The organism is Bacillus sp. AFS088145 (assembly GCF_002564465.1).
GTDB lineage: Bacteria > Bacillota > Bacilli > Bacillales > Bacillaceae_G > Gottfriedia.
Genome location: NZ_NUUX01000006.1, coordinates 58054 through 80534, shown reverse-complemented (window position 1 = coordinate 80534; position 22481 = coordinate 58054). Strand labels below are relative to the sequence as shown.

The 22481-nt window shown below is 35.1% G+C and carries 15 protein-coding genes; all 15 read right to left on the bottom strand.

Annotated features, from left to right (window positions below):
* Positions 1-1189: 1189 nt before the first annotated feature.
* Positions 1190-2287 (bottom strand): HupE/UreJ family protein, encoded by a 1098-nt coding sequence (locus COI44_RS03410; protein WP_098426668.1) that lies wholly within the window; start codon positions 2285-2287, stop codon positions 1190-1192.
* Positions 2288-2657: 370 nt separating this feature from the next.
* A complete protein-coding gene (locus tag COI44_RS03405; RefSeq protein ID WP_286163735.1) occupies positions 2658-5699 on the bottom strand; it encodes a LamG-like jellyroll fold domain-containing protein in 3042 nt (1013 codons plus the stop codon).
* A gap of 1106 nt (positions 5700-6805) precedes the next feature.
* The gene (locus tag COI44_RS03400; protein WP_098426667.1) at positions 6806-8188 is read right to left on the bottom strand and encodes an L-cystine transporter; all 1383 of its coding nucleotides are present in this window, start codon (positions 8186-8188) and stop codon (positions 6806-6808) included.
* Between the two features lie 141 nt (positions 8189-8329).
* A complete protein-coding gene (locus tag COI44_RS03395) occupies positions 8330-8797 on the bottom strand; it encodes a DUF3291 domain-containing protein (protein ID WP_098426666.1) in 468 nt (155 codons plus the stop codon).
* Positions 8798-8969: 172 nt separating this feature from the next.
* A complete protein-coding gene (locus COI44_RS03390; protein WP_098426665.1) occupies positions 8970-13088 on the bottom strand; it encodes a S8 family serine peptidase in 4119 nt (1372 codons plus the stop codon).
* Positions 13089-13378: 290 nt separating this feature from the next.
* Positions 13379-14608 carry a helix-turn-helix domain-containing protein gene (locus tag COI44_RS03385; RefSeq protein WP_142329215.1) on the bottom strand — a complete coding sequence of 410 codons (1230 nt, stop codon included), beginning with the start codon at positions 14606-14608 and terminating at the stop codon, positions 13379-13381.
* 260 nt (positions 14609-14868) lie between these two features.
* On the bottom strand, positions 14869-15252 hold the full coding sequence (locus tag COI44_RS03380) for a YkvA family protein (RefSeq protein WP_098426663.1): 384 nt from the start codon (positions 15250-15252) through the stop codon (positions 14869-14871).
* Between the two features lie 65 nt (positions 15253-15317).
* Positions 15318-15656 carry a DUF3147 family protein gene (locus tag COI44_RS03375; protein WP_098426662.1) on the bottom strand — a complete coding sequence of 113 codons (339 nt, stop codon included), beginning with the start codon at positions 15654-15656 and terminating at the stop codon, positions 15318-15320.
* On the bottom strand, positions 15640-16065 hold the full coding sequence (locus COI44_RS03370; RefSeq protein ID WP_098426661.1) for a MarR family winged helix-turn-helix transcriptional regulator: 426 nt from the start codon (positions 16063-16065) through the stop codon (positions 15640-15642). The genes COI44_RS03375 and COI44_RS03370 overlap by 17 nt, the downstream gene beginning before the upstream one ends.
* Positions 16066-16537: 472 nt before the next feature.
* Positions 16538-16993 (bottom strand): SRPBCC family protein, encoded by a 456-nt coding sequence (locus COI44_RS03365; RefSeq protein WP_098426660.1) that lies wholly within the window; start codon positions 16991-16993, stop codon positions 16538-16540.
* Entirely contained in the window at positions 16986-17339 is a 354-nt protein-coding gene (locus COI44_RS03360) for an ArsR/SmtB family transcription factor (protein WP_218926908.1), read from the bottom strand. The genes COI44_RS03365 and COI44_RS03360 overlap by 8 nt, the downstream gene beginning before the upstream one ends.
* Before the next feature lie 112 nt (positions 17340-17451).
* Positions 17452-17712 carry a YiaA/YiaB family inner membrane protein gene (locus COI44_RS03355; protein WP_098426659.1) on the bottom strand — a complete coding sequence of 87 codons (261 nt, stop codon included), beginning with the start codon at positions 17710-17712 and terminating at the stop codon, positions 17452-17454.
* 154 nt (positions 17713-17866) lie between these two features.
* On the bottom strand, positions 17867-19174 hold the full coding sequence (locus COI44_RS03350; RefSeq protein WP_098426658.1) for an MFS transporter: 1308 nt from the start codon (positions 19172-19174) through the stop codon (positions 17867-17869).
* 71 nt (positions 19175-19245) lie between these two features.
* Positions 19246-20502 carry an imidazolonepropionase gene (hutI, locus tag COI44_RS03345; protein WP_098426657.1) on the bottom strand — a complete coding sequence of 419 codons (1257 nt, stop codon included), beginning with the start codon at positions 20500-20502 and terminating at the stop codon, positions 19246-19248.
* The gene (gene hutU / locus COI44_RS03340) at positions 20502-22178 is read right to left on the bottom strand and encodes a urocanate hydratase (protein WP_098426656.1); all 1677 of its coding nucleotides are present in this window, start codon (positions 22176-22178) and stop codon (positions 20502-20504) included. The genes hutI and hutU overlap by 1 nt, the downstream gene beginning before the upstream one ends.
* Positions 22179-22481: the final 303 nt, after the last annotated feature.

Below are 22481 nucleotides of genomic sequence, written 5' to 3'. Positions count from 1 at the left end.
TTCAAGGAATGTCTAGTTGGAAAATCCTTTTTATAGTTGTAAATAAAATTCAAAATTCACTATTTTTATTTTGAAAGAAAATTTCAACTACTATTAGTATAAGTTTGAGGTTCGAAGTTTGTAAAGTCTGGCTATTCTAACAAATCCACTAAAGCATTCTAAAGTACTATATAACTACTAGCCTCTCCACATTTAAATTTGCTATTGAGGTACAGCAACTCTAAAATTCCAACACTATTGGCAATTACTCTACACGATCTCAATAATTATGAATCTGAAAAATCATTAAAATGTTCGAAAACATAAATCGCTAATTTTTTTCTATGTAATAGGTACTAAAGAATATTGATATTTCATATATCTACTTTCTTTTCTGAAGTTTCCTATGAATACCATCTTTGGCAAAATATTTTCTTTTCATAATTATTTACTAGGTCGCTAAAAGTAATGACTTTTTAATACGTATTGGAACATAAAAATTCCAGTTCTACAACAAAAAAAAGCAAGCCGCTTTCTCATAAACATTACGTTTAATTCTTTTTTTTACTAATATATCAATAAAAAAACAATATGAATCCAAAACTACCCTTATTATAGAACAAGAAATAATAGAGTCTTAAGCAGTCCAAATTGTTCAATTTTTGCATCCTTTAGTTAAAAAACAATTTTTGTATCAAATCTACCAAATACTTATAGGATATTTTATCGACATGTACCATTGGAAATTTCTCAGGTAAATCTGAACGTTTTATACTCGCAAATCCATTTTTTTCATAAAATCTATGAGCAGCTAAAAATTGTGGTATTGTCCCGAGATTGATTACTATGCTTAAATTTTTTCATTGTCAATTAGCAAGAAAATAGACTACCGAAGTAGCCTACTCGATCTTTAACTTATTCATGTATAAGAAAGGTCATTACATATTAGTCATATAAACTATGTAATGTCCTTTTATTTATCTATCATTTTTTAATTAATATCTTTTATTCTTGAATTCAAGTAGAATGCATCTAGCTAGCTCAACAATAAGGAGCATTCTATTATACCTAGAAAAATATAAAATAATATAGTAATAGTATCAATATATAATAAAAAATTTATTGCTATTAAATGTAACATGATGGAATTAAACATCGCATAAAATCATTTTCCCAATGTAAGAAATCAGAAATAGGAATCATCATGGACTTATTGTAGTCTTTGAAATAACCAATAAAATGCCACCGCAAAAATAAGGCAAGACGTTGAGACCATCATTTTACGATACCATGGGAAACGTTTCATCAATAGCAAGAAAGGAAGTAATAGGCATAGGATCATGAGTTGTCCTGCTTCCACACCTAAATTAAACATCAGGAGTGAGCCAAGTTGATTACTCTTTGGAAGTCCAGTTTCAGCCAAGGCCCCGGCAAAGCCCATGCCATGAATCAGACCAAATAAGGCCGTTAATAGCCACCGCCATTTCGCCTTTTTAACAAATATGTTTTCCACTGCTACATAACAGATTGTCAGGGCAATCAAGGATTCGACCCAGTACGGGATGACGTGAATGCGACCTGTCGCCACCAAGAACAGTGTAACGCTGTGGGCGATAGTAAAGGCAGTAACAATTTTCAACGCATCCTTGAATCTAGTTGCGATTATTACTAAGGATAACAAAAACAGTAAATGATCATAACCTGTCAAAATGTGTTCGATGCCAAGCTTAAAGTATTTCCACAAAACAGCACCAATCTTAGCCTTGGGAGGGGCCTTTGGAAGGTCCTTTGGAAGGTCCTTTGGAAGGTTGATCAGAATATCTTTATTAGTGCTATCAATCATATCCTGCTGAAAATAATCACCTGCATGGACCATGAGTACACTCGTATGAGTAGGCACATCGTCAAATACCAGATCGTAATGAAGATTAAATTGTTTGATTTCTTCATCGGCGTCAAATCTTAGTTGAAATTCCACACCTCTTACGACACCCTTTTGCGCCATGTTCATCGAAACCAATTCCAACTTTAAGGGCTGCTTCGAATCAGCATCTATGCGAAGATCTTTCTGTAAATAGGCTTCGATTTTTTGCGAGGCCAGTTCATCGTTCACCAGATTATCCAAGTCAGTACCGAAATTTGGAAACAAGTCTTTTTGTTCAATAAAAAGATCATAGAGAATCTCGTTTCCTTCAATGTTTAAATCCGAGTAACTCATATCTATGGAATGCGCAAGTGAAGTTGTGGTAGTCCCAAAAAATAATAAGAACATGATGATGAATATGGACAGTAATGAACGCATCTTCATAGAGGAACCTCTTTTCATGAAATGTTAGTATTACAATCTTCAATATAGTTTATCCTGTTACGAACGTTCATTCTGCAACACGAACATGTTGCTCGACTTATTTCAAGCTATCTAAGAGTGTCTTAACATTACATATGAAATATGAGCCGGTATCCCGTCCCGTTGCAGAACGAGGCAATGTAGCTTTAGTACACCTTTGGTACCATTAATCGTCCAAATCGATGAAGGGGAGAAAATTGTTCTCCCCCAGTTTCATTACCGACCCATTCTAAATTTCGTTAATGTGATGACACCTGCGTGTATACTTTTTCTTTGCTGTTCCGAATGGCCAATCCCTGTTTGGCTGCGGGCACTGTTATGCTATTTAACGTCACTGTTGAACGACTTGGAATGTCTTGCGTTCCACTACCGTATAACCGTCATTGAGCAAAAAGAGTACATCATAAGTGCCAGGGGCCAGTCCATTGTTTAAACTAACTCTTCCAGATCCAGACATTAAATAACTCCATCGCAAAGATGCACCCGCACCTGGAGGAACAGCTCCAGTTCTGTAGATGCCGACCCAATCTTTCCCGTTTAACGCTGCCCCAGTATAGGATAGGGTAATAGATTCCCCTTGGATGTACTGGGATTTATCTAGTGTTATTTGGCCTGTAGCTACTCCAACTGCTTGAACAGTTACGTTAATGCTTGTTGTCAATGGAACGCTGTTCGGGTTTTCAACTCCAGAAGGCAGAGTTACGGTCCCTGGCACCGAGAAGGTCTGCACCGTCTTGATAGCCGGATCGTAGCTAACGCCGCTTAAATTCCAAGTCACACTTGCGTCTACATTTCCTTTATCTGTTGCAAGAATTACTTCTGTGGGCAATCCAAGAGCTTCCGCTGTCTTGGCCGTTCCATTGTTCGCAGATACCGATGCAGGCGCAGTGATGCTGTTTAAATTAACTCTTTGAGCCTCAATTTCAATGTCTTGCGACGAACGATTATACATGGAATCGTCAGCGAATACCCTGAGTATATATGGAGTAGTCGGCGACAAATTTGTAAACTTATAATGCCTGTATTCATCGAACGGCTTGTCTAGTGGAAGCGAAAGGCTGTTAAACGATTTGTCCACTTTCCCCGTAAGCTTGTTGATAAGCTGAATATTATATTCCAAAACGCGCACATTGTCATTTGCTTGCTTTATTGTAAAAGCAAGTTCGTTGTTTTTGTAGGAATCGACCGTAATACCCTCTTCAAACTCCGGAGCTATGAGTTCTCTTATATCACTCCTGCTATAGGTAAAGGCCTCTTTACCTTCACCAACGATTTTTACTGAAGGTATGCCTACATATTCATCTGTACTTAAGTTATACTGTTTGATGATAATTTTTGAACCGTAAACCTCTAAGAAATTCACAATGCGAGGTGTGGTTTTATAGTTGATATACGAGCCTTCTAAATATCCACCGTAAGGTCCATCATCAATATAACTTGAATATGAACTCGCACCGCTGTCGAGAAACGTAGCCGAACCTTGATAGTGAGAACGTTCGTCGGTCGGGTCGTATTGCGTATGACCTGACATATATACCACCTGCGACAAGTCATTGTCGGCAATATATTTACCTACATTATTACTTGCTGCGCTGCTCCATCTCCCTGACCACACTGTTCCACTTATAGGGTAGTGAGAAGATACAAATATGGGTTTGGTTGGATCGTAATCCGCTTCTGTTTTAATTTGGTTGAGTAAATCTTTGGTTTTTCCCACTGTATTGTCGTTGTTATAATTTCCGTCAAAACCTACAATATTATATCCTTTTACCTTTACCCTATAAGCACTATTAAAGAAATTGTTATCGTATGAATTCGTTGTGGCGTTCCACGCGCCCGCCGAACCGACAGGTATAAATTTTTCGGCGCCGCCCATATCATGGTTGCCTCGTACCATATAAAGCTTCGTATTGTCAAACAGACCCTCACCTTTAAGTTTATTGTAAATGTCTGTCAGATTTTTCATCCACACATATTCATTGGCGTTGTTACCACCGGTAACGTCGCCAGGAATAAAGAGTACGTCGGCTTGTGGGAATAGTCTCAGTTCTGTTCTGTAATCTTTTTCAATGCGCGCGATTGTTGCGGGATTAGCACTTACTTCCGGATCGCTGTCCACAATCATATTTAAACCGGCGGGAGTTAATGTTTTATTGCTTTTTTGATAGATGAATATGGCGTTGTTTAGTTCACGTTCGTAATAATTGATGGTTTCCTGTGTATATAATTTTACTTTTTGAGTTGTTGCTACCTTAGTTGCCGTATTAAAAACCTTCTTCAAATAATCAAAATCGGTTTGGCTGAAGCCGTTACCGAGACCGTCTGCTATTATTGTATTTGCTTCTGATATTTTGTCGTTAAGTGCTTTTAAATCTACTTTATTTACAGCGTAACTATTAAAATTAGCTTGAACCATATCACTGCTAAATGCACCTTTCCAAACATTCAGATCAGCTATATCGAATGAATTACCTCCATTTTTGCCCAATCCGTCGCTACCTATATTTAATGCGTTCGATGTATCTAAAGTTCCGACCCCCAGCGATGTTTCAGTCATTTTGTAACCATCAATATACAACGACCCGAGCATTTTATCTCTGTCTACAACAAATGTCACGTAACGCCAATGGGAAGCATTAAACGTGTCACGCCCATATTTTACTGATGAGGTCGGGAATCCTAAATTCATATTGACCGAATTGGCTGATGTATAAATCGCCCAGCCTTCATTAGTGCTCTTAGTAAAATCCTTGTTTGATAATATTACCTGATTATTGTTAGTGTCACCCTTATACCAGAAGGATGTGGTAAAACTTTCATTACCAAAATTCAAGCTATGCGTCGTACCGACATAATTACCGTCTCCACTTTCTAAGTGCAGAGCTTTGGTCCCGGGTAATACACCATCTACATAACTATAATTTCCTTTCCCTTCCAATTTCTCTTGATTTGCATCGTCCGATAAATTATTGTCGAATTTCATTGATGCAATAAGGGGGTTGGCATTTAATACTGCATTTGTGGGCAATGAAGTTTTTCTGTCACCATTTGATGGTAAAGCAACAACAACGCGCAATTTTTTACCAATATCATTTAACGTTACGGTGTAGCTTTTGGATGTACCACCCGATTTTACATTAATATATTGATCGCTTATACGTGATTTCTGTACTTGCCATTGAAATGTTAGATTTTTGCCCATTGAACCATGACCCATGATTACATTGGCGGTGATCGTTTGACCGTAAACCGGCTGCATATTGTCGATTTTAACGAGTTTGGTACCCGATTCGTTTGCAAGTGCATCTTTGGTGGTTGATAACATAACGAATATCATCGTTAATACGAGAGAAATGGATAAAATTCTTTTCATTACAGAAAACCTCCAGGAATTCTAATTTTCTACGATTACTGCGAATTGTTCTAAAGTACAGACCAACTTTTCTAAGAAATTATTACTTTTAGCTTGAATATGAATATCACTTATAACAGGGAAAACTAAATCGTGTTTATTTCTATCCGAATGAATAGAGATCTATGGATACATATTAACGTTTGCCCGGTACATCGAATTTTGTTGTCCCTCCCTTGTTGGACAGTTTTTGAGATAAATTCACAAGCATTGATCTTTTACAACTCTTGCTACAAGGTTTCCACCCAATTTAACAAATCAACTCACTGAACATTTCCTGAATATTAAGTGAATTTATTATTGTAAAGCAGATTACAACAATTAATAAACTGTAAAAAATAGTTAAATATCAATAGAATATTGTTCCTCCTTTTCCTAAATGAACTTAACTTCCTTACGACTTCTTCTCCTAGTGAAGTCAGCCACGCTTTAGAATTTCAACTTATTTTTTCAGTGAGATGGTGAAAAATATCACATGGACAATTATATAAGCACTATGTAAATTGAACATTAATTCTAAATTATCAACTATTAATACAACCATTTGTGTTAAGTAATCCGTAATGATAAAAACTATTAACCTTAATTGCTTTCCTCAGGAAGTAAATCAAATAAGAAATACCAAAGTCCTCAAAACTATATACCTTCATTCTCCTAACCTTAAGCCAAAATTGATTTTCAACGTCTAAATAAATGCGAAAAAGTTCAAGAAAAACAACGTTCTTGAACTTAAGTAGATGAATTTGAACTCATGTCTGCTAGCTATATTTTCGGTGTCCTATCGATCATAGATCCTTCTAGATTAAAAAAATTGTTATATAATTAGTAAAAATTAGCCATTAATTATACAACTTAATTATTGACCTTATGTAAAGTAAACTTAATTTTTATGTCCACCAATAAACACTATTAAGAAATTCTTAATAGTGTATAATGTTTTTTTAATGTATACATCAAGTGAATACATTTTTATTGTCTACCAATTAATCGAATGATAATTCTATACAAAAAAGAGCCCCAAGTAAAAGCCATTTTCCTTGGGACTCTTTTTTTATTTAGTTTTTCATTTATGCTTCCACAACATCCGTTTGCTGATAGACTTCACTTTCGAATTCTCCTGTAGCCTTACTTGTTAGAATACCTGATGTCATTGCTCCACTAACGTTTAGAGCTGTACGGCCCATGTCAATTAGAGGTTCAACGGAGATTAGTAATCCAACGATTGCGATTGGAAGATTCATAACTGATAGTACGATAAGAGCTGCAAAAGTTGCTCCTCCACCGACACCAGCTACACCGAATGAACTGATTGCTACGATTAAAATTAGAGAGATAATAAACGATGCACTTGTTGGATCAACACCAGCTGATGGAGCTACCATTACAGCTAACATTGCTGGGTAGATACCAGCACATCCATTTTGACCGATTGAAAGTCCAAACGAACCAGCGAAGTTTGCAATTCCTTCTGAAACTCCAAAATCTTTTGTTTGTGTTTTGATTGTCATTGGTAATGTTCCAGCACTTGTACGTGATGTAAATGCAAATGATAAAGTTGGTAAGGCTTTTTTCACATATCTTACTGGGCTTAGTTTTGCGAATGATAATAATAATAAATGCACAATAAACATTAAGATTAAAGCCACGTAGGACGCTATTACAAACTTACCTAATTTTACGATTGCATCATAATCACTTGTTGCTGCTACTTTTGTAATGATTGCTAAGATTCCATAAGGTGTTAAACGAAGAATTAACGATACAACTCTCATGGTTACTGAATAAAGTGTATCAATTATTTTAGCAAAAAACTCTGCAGTTTCAGGCTCTTTACGTTTAACTCCTAAGTATGCAATTCCCACAATTGCTGCAAAAATTACAACTGCAATTGTAGATGTTGCACGTGCACCAGTTAAATCTAAAAATGGATTACTTGGAAATAATTCAAGGATTTGTTTAGGAATTGTCATCGCTTCTACAGTTGGCACACGGCCTTGTAATTCTGTAATTCTAGCAGTCTCTGCAGCACCTTCTGATATTTTGATTCCATCAAGTCCAAATCCTAAAGCAGATCCTATTCCAATAGCTGCTGAAATTGCTGTTGTACCAAGAAGAATCCCAATAACAAGGACACTAATTTTACCGATATTCTTAGTTAACTTTAATTTTGTAAACGCTCCAACAATCGAAACGAATACTAGAGGCATGACAATCATTTGTAATAGTTTTACATAACCGCTACCAACAATGCTAAACCAGTCGATTGTTCCGACTGTAACGTCATGTTCAGTTCCATAGATTAAATGAATAATATAACCAAAAATAAGACCTAAACCTAAACCAGTGAATACACGCTTCGAAAAAGATACATGCTTTTTTTGCATAAAATACAATCCATACATAAGTACTAATAAGATAACAACATTTACGCAGATAAGAAATGTATTCATCTTTCTCCCCCTTTTCTTTTAATAATTTAATTTACGAAAATATTAATACAAGTATTCCTATAAATCAAGTAGGATTTATTAATATTTTGTAAAATTCCTACTATTTAATCATTTAGACACAATTTAGCTAGAAATCTATTACTACTTAATTAAGAGCGTTTCACCATGTTCATCAAAGGCATGCTTAAAATCAAAAGCAGTAGGAGTTGGTCCATTTTGAATGTAGTAGTCATATCTTTTAAAGGCCACTTCCCACGATATATCGCTTTGTTTCTCGGTCCACCAAACAACATATGAAAGATGTTTCTCCTTATAAGATTCCATCCATTTACTTCGATCTTTAAACGCTTGTTTATGGTGTCCAGAGTACGTAAAGCGATATAAGGATTCTAAATTCTTCCATACCGTTAGTGTAAGGATAGGATAGCCGTCTCCCTTACTAGCTTCTTCAGGGAGAGCGATTCCATCAGATGAAAACGCATCAATCATGTGTCCTGATTTTGTAGCCTGACGAAAGACATCATTTCCTACAGAAAAAAATTGACGAGAGGCAGAGTGGTCATATGGGTGTTTTAGCCTACCAACTGTATAGATTGCAACAAAAGCCATAAATAGTCCTCCATAGACAGGTTTTATTAAATTTATATTCAAGTAAGCTTTTATTTCATAACTAATTCTTTTTTTCAATATTTTTATATTTTTGTAGAGAATTGGATTAACTCGCAAAAAAAGACAATCAACTAGGACTTCTCCCAATTGATTGTCTTTTAAAAATATGATTTTAGTTTATTCCTAATTGAGTTTTAACAAGATCAATTGTAATTCCTTGATACTTTTTAACTGGTTTTGGAGCATCTGTTACGGTTGGGTTTTTCATCAAATAGTTTTGCTCAATGAAGGCAAAATCTTTTTCATCCGTTTTACCATCGAAATTTAGATCAGTTGCTCGATTAGCTGTACCCCAATTTGATTTCATCGTAATTGCATCCTTAACATCAATCACATCATCATTATTGACGTCTCCAGCAATTAGACTAATACCACCAATTAATTTTGCTTCTCCTAGTACACCATTTTCAGTAGTCCTTCCAATTGTAAATATACCTTTTGTTGTGAAGTGTCCTGGTACAGCCATTTCAACTGTAAATGGTTTATCAGATAATGATAGATTGAATACTTCAAAAAACGCATCAGGATGAACTGTTACATTCGTATAAACATTATTTTGGTCATCTATTACTTTGATTTTAGCTCCAATTTTCGTGTAATCGTAAGGAGCAATTTGCATTCCTTGTGGCGAGAAGAAAGCTTCTGGAATTAATTTTGCAGCCATTTGAGAATACGTTGGCAATACTTTGAATGATTTCATAAATCCAGGCGCACTTTCTGTAGTACCAGATTTATTTGTAACACTTGCTTTTAAGTCTTGTAGTTCATACCAACCCTTGTTAAAGTTATCACTCTTAGCTCTTACTTGAATATCAAGAAGTGGTACTTCACCAGAAACTGGCTTTGTTAACTCTACTGTTACTTTCATATGTTTTCCACTTGTTGAATTTGATTCTTCAGTTGTTACTGAGCTAATTTGACTTTTGGTTTGCGAGTTTTTCAATACATCCACAATTTCAAAGTTGTATGGTGCATAGTCAAATTCAAATGATACTTTATTTGTTTTATTTAAGTTATGAGCAGATAGAGTAGCAGAAACTGTTTCTCCCATTTTAATGGTTTCTTTATTTAAGTCACCTGTCACATATGGGCTACCTTTTTTAACAAAAAGTGTTTCATTCATTCTACCAAAATCACCATTTGATGCAGAGTCCATCGCAAATGAGTAATATCTTGTAAAATTAGCGTTTGTATTTAATTTAACTTCACCCTTGTAGTTACCATTTTCGTCAACAGTTAACTCTTCTGAAGGTGATGCAACCCATCCATATGGACCCATGAATGTATCATAATATCCAACAACCGAGTTATATGACTGGTTGATATTAAATCCCATTGTTTTCATATCCTCAATATCTTTATCAAAGACTTTACCTGAAAACGGAATTGATTGTTGACCATCTTCGTACTCGTAAACTCCAAATGGTAAGCTATGTTGAACAGTAGGATTATTATCTTCAATATAAACTTTTGTTTCAGAAGTGAAGGATTTTCCTTGATCATTTCGTCCGATAAATTTAATTTTATATAACCCTGGTTTTGCTTGTACATACTTGTAAACTAGTGGACTATTTGGATCGGCAGAAAACGGGATATAGATTCCACCAAATCCATTTGCTACTCGATACAGAAGATTTTCGTCTGCTGCGATTCCATCCAATGTTCCAATAATCCCAAGGTCTTCATTCGTTTTTGCATCTGTCAATACTACGTCGATATAACGCATATGAGACTTCAATTGGAAGTATAGATCTGTACGCGGTCTCGTAAATGGATGATCATCATACGTATTACTCGTTAATGCATATGGAAATGCTCCAACTTCCTCAATACCTTCTTCTACAAAACGTGCTGCAAACGGAATTTGATATGTTTCCTCTGGATTTTGTTTATTCGTGTATACAATATATCCTTCATATGTTCCTTTTTCAGCATTTGCTGGAATACCAATAAATACTGCATGTTTCTTTTGTTGACCTGCTTTCACTTTAAGCTCTGAATCTACTGTTATTTTTACATTATTAGCAACAGCGTCTTTTGAAATTCTTGAAGATTGGTAAACTACTTTTACATCAAATGTTTTCGTTTCTTTACTATCGTTTCTTAAAACTACATTACGATGGTCTTCTCTATTTACGCCAGTTGATGTAAATGTACCAAAGCTAATAGCTCCTGTCGTTTCTTTAATCGTTTTCATTTTATTACCAATCATTGTGTCTGTAGTATCTAGCACCTCTAAATTTACGCCAGCATGTACTGCTTCATATGCATCTACACGCCCTGCACCAACTTCATAAACACTATATTTATCGTTTAGTGGATCTGCAGTATTCATTAAGTTTGCTTTTACATCTAAAGGTGTATAATCCGGATGTGCTTGTAATATCAATGCAGCAATACCAGCTACATGTGGACTTGCCATTGATGTTCCAGATAAGCGAGCATAAGCGTGCTTATAGTCACCAAGAGATGCACTACCCGCGAAATGTGTTGGCACAGTAGAAAGAATATCTACACCAGGTGCTGTCACTTCGGGTTTAATATCATAAGTTACGCGGGCAGGACCACGTGAACTGAATGGAGCAAGTTTGTCACCTTCTGTCTTCACTTGACCTAATTTTTCAAATGAATAGGTAGTATTGCCCGCATTTAATTTTTGTAATAAGTCTAGACCTTCTGCATTTGTTAATGAGAATGTAGGAATATTTGCAACACCTTCACCTAAATAGTTCGGAACATATCCTTCTTTCGGATCATTATTGTAGATAAATAGTGCCGCTGCTCCTTTTAGTTTTGCAAATTTAATTTTATCATTTAACGGAATGCTACCACGCTGAACTAAAGCAATTTTCCCTTTAACATCCTTACCATTATAATCAGCAAAAGCTCCATAACCTGCATCCACTACTTGTAAGTTTTGACCTATAAAGTTTTGTATTTGATCCGTGAAACTCTTTGCCATTAGGCGGATGTCAGTAGGAGTTTTTCCAGTACTCGTTTGAACTGAACCTTTAAGTTCTGCGATTGTAGTAGGTACACTGCTTGCCCCAACAGCTAATCCTAATGGTGCATTTCCTGGAGTTCCAACCGTATACATACCATTCCCAGCATTTCCGGCAGCCAACACAGCTGTAACCCCTGACAATACTGCGTTATTAATTGCAAAAGCAATTGGATTCATCGGGTCATTGTAATCAGATCCAAGTGATAGATTAATAACATCCATTCCATCACTTACAGCTCGATCGATTCCTGCGATGATTGCCTCAGAAGACCCTCTTCCGTATGGACCAAGTACGCGATACACATATAAATCAGCACCAGGAGCAATACCTGTAACTGAATATTCAGAGTCGGCAGTTCCTTGACCAACGATTGTTCCAGAAACGTGAGTTCCGTGTACCGTATAGTAAGTTGCTCCCGCACTCACTTCTAGCTGTTTTGATTTTTTCCAGTCGTCATAAGTTGCTTCCATTGGATCATTATCATTATCGACGAAATCATAACCACCTTTATAAGCAGCCTTTATGTCCGGGTGATTGTAGTCAACTCCCGTATCGATGACCCCTACTTTGATCCCTTTTCCTGTGTATCCTTCTTCATGAAGCTTGTCCACTCCTAAAAATGGATTCACGTCTCCTTCCGGAAAATCAGCAGCCGTCTCATTACTTTCTTGTTCAACCGGTGGATCAACTGTTATTTCTTTGCTTTCCCATACCGCTTTAACAGCTTTTGATTGCATTAATGCTTCAACTTTATTGGCAGGAATTTGCATCGATACACCATTAAATGCATGCTTATACTTTTGTTTAATCGTGTATGGCGTTTTGTTTTTATCATTTTTAAATATGGATGATAAATCCTTTTGAAAGTTTGCATGAGAATCTTCTACTTGTTGATTTGCCTGTGACGCGCTTAAAGATTTTCCTTCAGCCTTCGCAGACATGACCGCTGTTTTAGATGGTAATGTTTTAAACTGGACGATTACTGTGATTTTTTCATCACTTTTTAAATTGACGTCCGGACTAATTTGAAGACCAGATTGATCGCTCATTTTTAATTGTGTTAAAGCTTTTCTTTGTTCTGGTGTAAGCTTAGCTAATATCGATTCCGTATTCATGGCAGCCTGTACATTAACCGGTTTAATCCCCGATGAGGATACAAAGCTTCCAGCAATTAAACTAGTTCCTATAGCAAGTGCTGTAACTGATTTCGTAATGTTTTTTCTCATCTCTTTCTCTTCCCTTCAATTAGATACTCTTACGGATTTTATTATAAAAAGACTTTATGGAATTTTACTATTTCAAAAATTCTGTCAAATTTACAAAAAAAGTCTCCTTTTGAAGTTTAATGTCTGATATTACGCTGTAATTAAAGGGAATATTAAAGAATATTGTAATTAAATTGGAGAAGTGAGAAACTCCTAGTCGAAAAAATTGGGTGTTAAATGAACTTGTACGGAATACAATCCCATTCAAAAAAATTACACAAAAAACCACAAGGAATCATTACCTTGTGGATTTATCTACTCAGTATTTGTAAATATTTTTGTTCATGATCTGAATTAATAATATGTCTATAATTCCAGTACATCATTAGACACTTTCCATATCCTTTAGCCACCCCAAGTTCGATAGCAGTTATGGCAACGTCTAATATTTCATGTATTCCTTCAGTAATTTTATTTCTTGCACACTGATACAAAGCATGTGAGTAACGGAACTTTAAATGCATTTGCTGCTTAAATGGTTCTTTACTCTCAGCTATTTCTTCAAAAATATAAAAATATCGATTTAACAAATGCTCAACATCTTTAATCCGACCAAGCTTTACATATATTTCTAGAATTCTAGGTAAACCAACAAACAGATCTTCCCTACCTTCCAACCAGTCAAGATATGCATCAACATGTTCATATTGTTCGAATTCCAAGTAAGCAACAAATCTGTTTCCAACAGCTAAATCCTTGAAATATTCATTAACTTTTGAATAGCGATCGATAATAAATAAAACATCTTCCAAAGAACCACCTAGACGAAGCAATGCAAATCCTTGATAAAGAAGTGCTCTACCGTAGTGCTCTCCTTCTTTTGCGTATTTTTCCAATGTTTTTGCATAATACAATACTTTTTTCCAATTTTGGCGGATATAACATGTAGCCATTATCCATAAATAAGTTGATAATTGTAACTCATTAGTCAATTTCGTTAAATGCCTCAAAACATGTACTTCAGCCTCATGTCCCTGTTGTGTTGTCCTCACAATGCAATATTTCCTAAAATAACTTTTCGCTAATTGAATTGAATTATGATCAGGCATACTCTCAATAATGCACTCATATAGCGGTAATGCCTCCCACTCTTTATGCTCTTCGAAAAGCTTCTCGGCAACTAAAAAAATATAATTTAAATTCTTCTTAAGAATCGCTTTCTGACTTTCATCTAAAACTTTATTAAAAATAATTTTAAGCTGATCTTTATACCCTAGTAATGCACATTTGTATAAAAATTCCATGCTTCTTCGTTTATCTAATATCCCGTTTTCATTAAAACATTCTTCAACATAATCAGAATATAAACCATCTTCCTTAAGATTGAAGGTAGCAGTTATAGCATCTAAATTGCGTAAAGAAAGTGTTTGTTTATGATTTAAAATACGGCTAATTTCGGTCAAATGAATACTAGAGCTTCTCGCTAATTGAGTTAGATTCATGTTTCTTTCTTTCATGTGATCCATTATCTTGTGGAACAATTTAAGATTCAACTCCACTACCTTCTTTCTAGCATTAGTTTAAGATCTATTATGTACTTCAATAAAATTTAAAATTCTACTATATTAATTAGAAATCTCTAATGGATAACTGTCAAGGTGGCATAGGTACTAATCTAGCAATTGCATGTGACATTAATCATAGAAGTGCATATTCAATCAAACTTTTAAACATTGTTTATAAAATTAAAAACGACTACCCTTAAATTAGGACAGCCGTTTTTTTATTCAGTCTGAAAATATTAACTTATTAATTGATAAACTTTGAAAATTACCCACATAAAAATCACTAACCAAATCATCAAAATTAATGATCCAACAATCCAATTTTTAGGTTTACCTTGTTTCATCATTTCTTCTGCTTTCATTTCACAGTCAGCTATTACATTATCTGGTATTAGCTTTAAAGAGATATAAATACCTAAAGGAATGAGAATAACATCGTCTAAATAGCCTAAAATTGGAATGAAATCAGGGATTAAATCAATCGGACTAAAAGCATATGCTACTACACAAACTATGAATACTTTTGCATACAACGGAACACGTTCATCCTTACATGCAAAATAAAGTGTGAAGACTTGTCTCTTTAATTTCTTCGCCCATATTTTTAATTTTTTAAGCATTTTTTCTCCTATAATTGCGTTTTAACTCATTATATCAAAGCTTTTAATGAAAGAGTCGCGAAAATTTAAAACAAATGTTTTACCACTAAGTCTTGAGCAAAAATATAAACAAACCATCCGATCATGCCAAGTCCGATTGAAGCAACTAAATGCATTGAGTGTTGAAGCGCTACACCGATAATTAATAACATAACCACCGTACCCGGAATACCAAGTACAACTCCATATGCAAATTTACTTAATGTTTGTACTTGTTCGCCCTGAACATTTAGCCAAATTAGACTTAAAAGACTAACGATTGGCAATGCCGCAATCAATCCACCTTGTGTAGGGAATCGACGTGCTATTTCAGTTATAACTCCGATAATAATTGCGGAAGTAAATATTTTAATAATCGCGTACATTTTGGGACCTCTCTTTCATTAAATTAAAGGCCTTTAAAATCGTTTCTCTTTCTTGTTCTGTCATCTGTTCAAAAAGGAGCTGTTGAAGTTTTTCTTCATTTAAACTTGAATTTTGTAACAAAACTTCTCTCCCTAAATCAGTCAGCATTAGAATTACTTTTCGCTGATCAATCTCACCACGAGTTTTATAAACATATTCTTTTTCTAGTAAACGTTTAACATGCTCTGACGCTGTATTATGAGAGACTTTAATCCCTTCAGCAATATCCTTTATCCCAACTTCATCTTCTTTATCAATAATTTGTAAAATCCGAACGCTTTGGTGCGTAATATTTTCTTTATGTTTATATCGTAAAAGATAGTAAATATCAGTCCATAATTGATTCAATTGTTTTATTTCTTTATCCACGTTAATTCTCCTTATATCGTATAATACGATTAATTCTTATTGACAGATTATATCTTATAATACGATATATGTAAAATAAAGGATTAAGGAAATTCAGGGAAAATACAATTGACCGCAAATAAAATCTTAGAATCGCAATAAAAAATGGCAAAACTGCAATTAAATTTTGTGAATCGCAATTAAAATTAGCAAAACTACAATTAAATCCAAGAGAAACGCAATTAAATCAAAAGATTACCCATACCAGTTAAGGTATTATGACCAGAAAACTGGAAGATAGCAGTTACTTTCAAATAGAAAACTAGCAAACATGGTTCAATTCTTTTCATTTTAGAAAAAATTAGATAAAAACTCTCATAAAAAAAGCAATCAGATCAACTCACTGTTTTAGATACCCCCACTCCCCCAGTATTTTATACAACAAAAAAAGGGACGTCGTTATGGGACAGTCCCTTTCAATATACTATCTTTCTTAAATTGAAATAGGTGGCAATGTATTTCCTGTTTCAATCAAGCTTTTTAAGTTACTTAAAATTGCTGGCCAGCCATTGTTTAATCCTTCAAACGTGTCATCACGATCTACTAAATCAGTAGGTTCAAGATTTTCATGTTTCAGCGTTAATCTAACTGTTGACTCTAATTCTTTCAATACGAATGTGACGATTGATGGTTCTTTACGGTTCGTTGGATCATTTGTATGATTCCATGTGAATGAAAGTAAACGATATGGCTCACATTTTAGAATCGTTCCATAATCTGTAACTTCACCATTTCGTAAATAAGAAACCGTTGAGCCTACTTTCCAATCAGATTCAATTGCAGTTCCGAAAAAGTATTTTTCAGTAAATTGAGTGCCCGTTAAAGCTTCCCATAGTTTTTCAGGTGTAGTTGCGATGTATGTAACATAAACAAATTGTGGTTTATTCATTGTTATAATCCTCCTCAAGTTTTTTTAATTCACTTAATGCATCTAGGCGATTATGTTCATACTTGTTGATCCATCGCTTTGAAATTTCGCTAATCGGTACAGGATTAAGATAGTGAAGTTTATTTCGACCATGCCATTCTACAACAACTAGATTTGCTTCTTCTAATATCATTAGGTGTTTAGTTACTGCTTGTCTACTCATATCGAGATGTTGACATAATTCAGTTAATGATTGACCGTTATTCAAGAAGAGCTCATCAAGCAATTTTCGACGATTTGAATCAGCTAGTGCTTTAAAAACCTTTTCGATTTCTTTCCCCCTCCTTAATACTAATATAATAAGCAACTAAAAAGTTGCATGTCAAGTTCATTAATTCCTTTTTGAAGTTCGATTCTCTTTATTAAAAAAATTCTTTTCTAAACAAAAATAGCCGCTATAGCGACTGAATTAAAATCTATTAACTTTCTATTTTTTCATTTTTCCCCTTTTTAACTTCTTCAAATTGCTCGTCTTCCATATCTTCTTGGTTATCACGTGTAACTTTTGCAACCATAAATGACGATACAATAATTCCAATAGCCCCCATTAAATAATACCCTTTTACATACAATGGTTCTTCTAAATGATAAAGTCCGATAAAAGTTAAAACGCTAAAAATAGAGAAAGATGCCCAAGCTAAAAACGTAAAATATGGAGTATTACGCCTTCTGTTTTTCAACTATAATCACCCCTATTTTTATGGTATTACTATTTTAATAAGCTATAAAATTTGTTAGAACTTAAAGCGATTTATGTTTCATACCAATAATTGGAAGGAATATTTAAAGCAAAAAAAGAGAAATTGCCGAAACAATTTCTCTTTTTTCATTTTATTAACCCGCAAGATCATTCGAAGGTCGCGCAGTTTGTACTCGTTTCCCCGGTTTAACAAAGATCATGGCAACCATACCTAATGTTACTGCGATAGATGCTGCGATAAACATTGCACTATATCCATGTTTTGCTACTAGGCTACCTGTTAAGGTTGGTGCAATAATTGTAGCTAGGTTTGCGATGAAATGTGTTACGCCACCAAATGTTCCAGCTTTTTTAGGTTCTGTATCTAATACTACTGTCCAATAAATCGAGTTTGGTAAATAGTTAAAAGCATTACCAATACACATTAAGATTAAGACTGATGTAGCACTTTGAACTGTCGGAATTAGCATGAAACAAATTGCAGTAAAGAATAATGAAATGACTGTGAACCAAGATCTAGCAATTCGTAAATTCCCTGTTTTTCTAAGAAGTGAATCTGATATTTTTCCACCTAATAATCCTGTAAAAATAGCTCCAATCCATGGAATCATTCCAACTAATCCTAATGATGCTAAAGAGAAACCGAATTCATCTTGTAAATATTTTGGCGTCCAAGTAAGTAATAATATATTTACATATAAAAAGGCAAAATAACCAATTGCATTCATTACTAGAGTAGGATTTTTGAAAAAATAATACCACGGTGTAGATTCTTGTTCACTTTTTCCACTAACTGGATTATTCAAACGGATGATTTCAAGTTCTTGTTTTGTGACGTTTGGATTTTCTTCTGGTAAATTTGTAAATACTTTAGACCAAATAAATGCCCAAATTAAACCAACTACTCCAAGAATAATAAACGTCAATTTCCAATTTGCAACTGATAATAGAGCAACTACGATTGGTGCAGTAATCAGTGCTCCTACTGGTGTACCTACTAAACCAAGCGCAACTGCAAACCCTCTTTCTTTCGGAGAAACCCAGTTAGCCATTGTTTTATTCATTGTTGAGAGGGTAGGCCCTTCTGCAAGTCCAAATAATACTCGGAATACTGCAAATCCAGCTAAAGCTGATCCACCAAATAAAGTTGCACCTAAATGTCCAGCAAATACAGTGCCTATTTCAAAAATTGACCAGGTTGTTGCGGCAAGTAACCACATAAATTTAGGTCCTTTTTTGTCGGCGAAAGCTCCACCAAATAATGCCCCGAATATATAACCATATCCAAAATAACCTAGGATCTCACCCCAACTTATGGGACTTAGTCCAAATTCTTTAATGATCTCTGCCTGTGCATACGCAATTGCACCACGGTCAATATAATTAACAATCGTGATCATAATGATCATAAAAATGATAAAGAATCTATAATTATTTTTCATTAATGCTAGTTCCTCCTATTTAAATTTTTATCAGAAGGGACCCCCAAATATTTATCATTATCTGCTGCTAATTACACAATCTTAACGCCTTTTTTCCAAACTGATTTTACATGGTTTACACCAAATAAATATTGTAATTCTTGGTAGTTTTTAACATTCCATAATACAATGTCTGCTTGCTTTCCAACTTCAAGAGAACCAACTTTATCTTGGCGATTAATAGCACACGCAGCGTTGTATGTTGCTGCCGTTAAGCTTTCAGCTGGAGTAAGTCTCATCGAAATACAAGCTAAATTCATAACAAGCGGCATCGACGTTGTTGGTGAAGAACCTGGATTACAGTCAGTTGAAATGGCTACAGCTACCCCTTCATCAATCATTTTTCTACCTTTTGCAGCATCTTCACGTAAATAAAGTGCTGTTGCAGGTAAAAGACAAGCAATTGTACCTGATTTAGCCATTGCAGCAATGCCTTCATCAGAAGCTTTTAATAAATGCTCGGCTGAAATAGCACCAACTTTTGCTGCTAATTCCGCTCCGCCATACGGTTCAATTTCATCAGCATGAATTTTTGGAATTAGATCATATTTCTTACCTGCTTCTAAGATTCGCTCTGATTGTTCTGGCGTAAATACACCTTTTTCGCAGAATACATCATTAAAATCAGCTAGTTTTTCTTCTGCGATGATTGGTAGCATGTCGTTAATTAAGTGATCAACAAATTCGTCTTCTCGTCCTTTAAACTCTTTTGGCACTGCATGTGCACCCATAAAAGTAGGAACCAATTCAACTGCATGCATATATTTCAATTTTTTCATCACTCTTAACTGCTTTAACTCGGTTTCTAAATCCATACCATAACCGCTCTTACTTTCTACAGTTGTAACGCCATGTGCAATGAATGAATCTAGACGACGCATCGTTTGTGCCATCAATTCTTCTTCAGTCGCTTCACGAGTCATGCGGGCAGTCGCATGAATCCCGCCACCCGCATTCATAATATCCATATATGTTGCACCTTCAAGACGCATTTCAAATTCACGCTCACGGCTTCCACCATACACTACATGTGTATGGGGATCCACTAGACCAGGAGTAATAAGTTGATTTGATGCATCAACTAATTCTGCTTCATGAATTTTTTCTGCATAACGATCTTGAATTTCTTTTGTTGTACCAACAGCTTGGATTACTCCATCTTCAATCCATAAGCTACCGTCTTCAATTAAACCAAGCTCTGACATTGCTTCCTTTGAGCGAGGTCCTTTCACTTCAGAAGCAAGCGTTGCTAATTGAGCTGCATTTTTTATCCAAATTGGTTTTGTCATTACTTATCAGTCCCTTTATCAAGCATTGGAATATTTACTCCTCTTTCACGAGCAGTTTGTTTAGCTAGCTCATAACCCGCATCAGCGTGACGAACTACACCCATTCCAGGATCTGTTGTTAATACGCGTTCAATGCGTGCTTCTGCTTCTTTCGTACCATCTGCAACAATTACAACACCAGCGTGTAAAGAGTAACCCATTCCTACTCCACCACCATGGTGAACTGATACCCAAGTAGCTCCACCAACTGCATTAATCATTGCATTTAAGATTGGCCAGTCAGCTACTGCATCTGATCCATCCATCATGCTTTCAGTTTCACGATTTGGAGATGCTACAGAACCTGAATCTAAGTGATCACGTCCAATTACGATTGGAGCTTTTAATTCACCACTTGCAACCATGTCATTTAAGATTTTACCGAAACGAGCGCGCTCTCCATAACCTAACCAGCAAATACGAGAAGGTAAACCTTGGAATTGAACTTTCTCCTGAGCCATACGAATCCAATTACATAAATGCTCATTATCAGCAAATTCACGTAAAATAGCTTGGTCAGTTTTGTAAATATCTTCAGGATCACCTGATAATGCTACCCAACGGAAAGGTCCTTTACCTTCACAGAATTGTGGACGAATATAAGCCGGAACGAATCCTGGGAAATCAAATGCATTTTCTACTCCTTCATCCTTCGCAACTTGACGGATATTATTACCGTAATCAAATGTCACAGATCCTTTTTCCATCATTTCAAGCATTGCTTTTACATGAGTTGCCATTGAAGCTTTTGAACGAGAAACATAAAGTTCTGGATTTGAAGCTCTTAATTCTGCAGCTTCTTCTAATGACATTCCTGATGGTGTATAACCGTTTAATGGATCATGTGCTGAAGTTTGGTCAGTTAATACTTCTGGTATAAAGTTTCTAGCAATCATTTCTGGTAAAATATCAGCTGCATTTCCTACAAGACCGATTGATAATGCTTTTCCTTCTTTTTTCGCTTCTTCAGCTAGACGAATTGCCTCATCTAATGAATCTGTTTTTACATCTGTATATCTAGTTTCAATACGACGATCGATTCTAGTTTCATCTACATCGATTCCGATACAAACTCCGCCATTCATTGTAACAGCAAGTGGTTGAGCTCCACCCATTCCACCAAGACCAGCAGTAACAGTAATTGTACCTGCAAGTGTGCCATTGAAATGTTGTTTTGCTAATTCAGCAAATGTTTCATAAGTTCCTTGAACAATACCTTGAGAACCGATATAAATCCAGCTACCTGCTGTCATTTGACCGTACATCATTAAACCTTTTTTATCTAATTCGTGGAAAGTATCCCAATTAGCAAAAGCAGGTACTAGATTTGAGTTAGCAATTAAAACACGTGGCGCATCAGTATGAGATTTAAAAATCGCTACTGGTTTACCAGATTGAACTAATAATGTTTCATCATTTTCTAAATTCTTTAATGAATCAACAATCGCATCGAAGCACTCCCAATTACGAGCTGCTTTACCAATTCCACCATATACAACAAGATCCTCTGGACGCTCTGCTACATCTTGATCTAAATTATTCATTAACATACGAAGAACTGCTTCTTGTTGCCAACCTTTTGTATTTAATTCCGTACCTCTATATCTAACTACTTTATCGACTGTAACCGTATTCATAATTTAATACCCCCTTGATGTGATATTTTCAGTCTAACACGAATTTTCCGATATTTTATTATAAAATAATGATTATTTTATATTTCATTTCACATTCCTTAACTTTAATTTGTATTTTTATAAACTATCTCATTTTTTACTAATTAATTAGTCTATTTAAAATGAAAACTATGGAAAAGAAATTGAACATAATTGAGAATTAGCATATTCTAACTCTGACAATTGGATAGGAATGTATTAACGAACGATACTAGTTAATATGAAAGAAAAGACGGGGAAAATCTAAAATTTAAGCCTGTATCA

Excerpts from the sequence above, each read along its gene's own strand:
- COI44_RS03380 (WP_098426663.1), bottom strand. The coding sequence starts at position 15,252 with ATGCTTAAAAAATTAAAAATATGGGCGAAGAAATTAAAGAGACAAGTC.
- COI44_RS03405 (WP_286163735.1), bottom strand. The coding sequence starts at position 5,699 with ATGAAAAGAATTTTATCCATTTCTCTCGTATTAACGATGATATTCGTT.
- COI44_RS03365 (WP_098426660.1), bottom strand. The coding sequence starts at position 16,993 with ATGAATAAACCACAATTTGTTTATGTTACATACATCGCAACTACACCT.
- hutU (WP_098426656.1), bottom strand. The coding sequence starts at position 22,178 with ATGAATACGGTTACAGTCGATAAAGTAGTTAGATATAGAGGTACGGAA.
- COI44_RS03390 (WP_098426665.1), bottom strand. The coding sequence starts at position 13,088 with ATGAGAAAAAACATTACGAAATCAGTTACAGCACTTGCTATAGGAACT.
- COI44_RS03410 (WP_098426668.1), bottom strand. The coding sequence starts at position 2,287 with ATGAAGATGCGTTCATTACTGTCCATATTCATCATCATGTTCTTATTA.
- COI44_RS03400 (WP_098426667.1), bottom strand. The coding sequence starts at position 8,188 with ATGAATACATTTCTTATCTGCGTAAATGTTGTTATCTTATTAGTACTT.
- COI44_RS03395 (WP_098426666.1), bottom strand. The coding sequence starts at position 8,797 with ATGGCTTTTGTTGCAATCTATACAGTTGGTAGGCTAAAACACCCATAT.
- COI44_RS03375 (WP_098426662.1), bottom strand. The coding sequence starts at position 15,656 with ATGTACGCGATTATTAAAATATTTACTTCCGCAATTATTATCGGAGTT.
- COI44_RS03350 (WP_098426658.1), bottom strand. The coding sequence starts at position 19,174 with ATGAAAAATAATTATAGATTCTTTATCATTTTTATGATCATTATGATC.
- hutI (WP_098426657.1), bottom strand. The coding sequence starts at position 20,502 with ATGACAAAACCAATTTGGATAAAAAATGCAGCTCAATTAGCAACGCTT.